Source organism: Enterobacter sp. 725m/11 (genome assembly GCF_011683705.1).
Classification (GTDB): domain Bacteria; phylum Pseudomonadota; class Gammaproteobacteria; order Enterobacterales; family Enterobacteriaceae; genus Enterobacter; species Enterobacter bugandensis.
Genome location: NZ_JAAQOK010000101.1, coordinates 1 through 2,649, shown reverse-complemented (window position 1 = coordinate 2,649; position 2,649 = coordinate 1). Strand labels below are relative to the sequence as shown.

2 protein-coding genes are annotated in these 2,649 nt (G+C 55.2%); one reads left to right on the top strand and one right to left on the bottom strand.

Annotated elements, in window-relative coordinates; genetic code table 11:
• The first annotated feature begins 142 nt into the window (after positions 1 to 142).
• Positions 143 to 907, top strand: coding sequence for a siderophore-interacting protein (locus HBA26_RS22545; protein ID WP_126345822.1), 765 nt, complete (start codon positions 143 to 145; stop codon positions 905 to 907).
• On the opposite strand, the gene HBA26_RS22540 is transcribed toward HBA26_RS22545, so the two are convergent.
• Positions 908 to 2,077 (bottom strand): DNA repair protein, encoded by a 1,170-nt coding sequence (locus tag HBA26_RS22540; protein WP_100170914.1) that lies wholly within the window; start codon positions 2,075 to 2,077, stop codon positions 908 to 910. It abuts the gene before it with no gap.
• Between the last annotated feature and the right edge of the window lie 572 nt (positions 2,078 to 2,649).

The following is a 2,649-nucleotide window of genomic DNA, read 5'->3' as shown; positions in this document are numbered from 1 at the left end:
TCCGTCGTCGGCAGCGTCAGATGTGTATAAGAGACAGATATTCAGATGCAATCTAAAAAATCTTGCTTTTTTACTGATTAGTAATCATTATCATTTAAAAATCAATTCCGATATATCGTATTCACCAGAGAAGAGGCTAAAAATGGCATCTACCCGTTACCCACAGCGCGTGCGTAATGACCTGCGCTTTCGCGAGCTGACGGCGCGCCGCGTTGAGCGCATTAGCGCAGGCTTTCAGCGCATTGTTTTAGGCGGCGAGGCGCTGGAGGGCTTTAGCTCCCGCGGCTTCGACGACCACACCAAAGTCTTTTTCCCTGCACCTGGCACCACGTTTGTCCCGCCGAAGGTCACCGATGAAGGCATCGACTGGGGCGACGGCGTACGTCCACAGGCGCGCGACTATACGCCGCTGTACGATGAGGCAAATCATGAGCTGGCGCTCGATTTCTTCATTCATGACGGCGGGATTGCCAGCGGCTGGGCAGTCGAGGCGAAGGTGGGCGACAGGTTGACGATCGGCGGCCCGCGCGGTTCGCTGGTAGTGCCGGAGGATTACGCCTGGCAGCTGTACGTGTGCGACGAGTCCGGCATGCCGGCGCTGCGTCGACGTTTAGAGAGCATTGCTAAACTGCCGGTTTGTCCGGAGATTCACGCGGTGGTGACCGTAGGTGATGAATCTTATAAGGACTATCTGGCGCACCTGAGTGATTTCAACATCACCTGGGTGGTGGGCCACAGCGAGCAGGCGGTGGCTGACCGTCTGGCGGCGCTGGCCGTGCCGGAGGAGGATTACTTTATCTGGCTGACCGGAGAAGGGAAGGTGGTAAAAAGCCTGAGCCGCCAGTTTGAAACCAACGCAATTGACCAGCATCTGGTGCGTGCCAGCGCATACTGGCACGCTAAATAATCAGGCTGCCGAATCCATTTGCGCTTCGTTAACCTGGTGTTCGAGCGAGGCGCATACCTCTTTTAGCGCTTTCTCTTGCTGAGCAAAGTACGCTTCCATATTGCTCAGCGACGAGACCAGCAGCCAGGACTCCTCTTTTTCCAGCTCCGCCAGCTCGTTCACTAAGGTGTCGATTTGCTCGCGGACCTGCGCCATTTTTTTGCGGATACGCTCCAGATCGTTCAGCCTGTCGCTCGCCATCAATGGCTCGAACCCCTGCTGCAGGCGGGCCACCAGCGAGCGAATGGTTTTGACGTCGCCGCGCTGTTTGGCCTGGTTGAGCTGCACCATCATCGCGTTGGCTTCCTCTTTCAGATCGTCTGCGACTAAATCCGGATGGCAGAGCTTGCTCGCCTGCCGCCAGAGGCGCTTGAGTTCGTTCTGATCTTCTTCCGAGAGATGCTTGCCCTTGCGCAGCCGCACTTCGGCATCGTGATGCTGTTCGCGATACTTCTCGTACTCTTCGTTGGCCTCGTCGCGCGCCTGACGCGCGGGCTCTTCTTCGCGCGTTAAGCCGCTTTCCAGTTCGAGCGCTTCGGCCAGCAGGTTGGCAATCAGATTGCTTTGCTGCTCCAGATGCTTACGCGCCTGAGCGGCCTGGACGGAGTCAGCCGGGAGATCGCGCCAGCGCTGGGTAAGCGTCGCCAGCACCTCCACCGCCTGCGCCATATAGCGCTGACAGCGGCGGTAATCCTCCTCGCGACGACGTGCCTCCGCCTGCTGACGACGCAGGTTCAGCTCCGCCAGCGTTTTACGCAGGGCGAGGATCTGCTGCATCAGCGGTCCGAGTCGGGAGAAATAGAGATCGTTGAACTCATCAAGCTGCTGCACGCGCGCGTTGCGGCGGTCAATCAGATCGCGCAGACGCTCTTCCAGCGCCTTCAGCTCCAGCTTGCTGGCGGCTACCTGTGGGTCACGCCACTGGGTCACGGCGCGTTGGCCCTGCAGCCAGGCGGTTATGGCCGCCATGGCCGCGGTGTAGTTCTTTTCCTCAAGCGCCACGACGATTGCCTGTAGCTCATCGTCAAACGCTTCATTTTTCAGGCGTGTCAGCTGGCTCTGGATGATGTCGTCATCTTCCAGTTCAATGGCATTTTTAATGATTTCTAGCCGTTTGATCGGTGTGCTCATGATGCCTTTCGCTTTGGCGCTTAAGTATTTGAGTTAAGGGTAGTTGTTGTAAAAGCTACAGGAAATAATACACACGGATGATGATCGGCGCGATGGGGGATTTCTTTAGATTTGCAGTTTGTGAGGTGGGGAAGTGAGCAGGAGTACGAAAGGGCGGGGAGCTGATTGCTCCGTATCCTGCTCAGCCTGTGATAATCAGAAGAACGCTTGTTATAATATGATGCTAACGTTTTGATGCTTTAGCACTTTCTTGCTTAACCTCATTGATTACGTCGAGCATTCTGCTTAAGCATTAAGTACATACCACGATAGCTGAAAGTGTTTCATTCAATGAATTTCTGAAAATTACCGATGAAGTTGCGGAGGCTCTCGAAAAAAGGGCCTCTGGAGTCGCGCAGCGACGGCTGACTTGAGGTGATGTATTTCCCTGAACAGACGACAAAACGCGCGCAGCGGCAGCGGTACGCCGCAATAACTGCCAGAAAATGCTTAATGGCGTGAAGCACGAATCAAATACAGCAGAAAATTAAATATTCTGTCTCTTATACACATCTGACGCTGCCGACGACGGA

Excerpts from the sequence above, each read along its gene's own strand:
- HBA26_RS22545 (WP_126345822.1), top strand. The coding sequence starts at position 143 with ATGGCATCTACCCGTTACCCACAGCGCGTGCGTAATGACCTGCGCTTT.
- HBA26_RS22540 (WP_100170914.1), bottom strand. The coding sequence starts at position 2,077 with ATGAGCACACCGATCAAACGGCTAGAAATCATTAAAAATGCCATTGAA.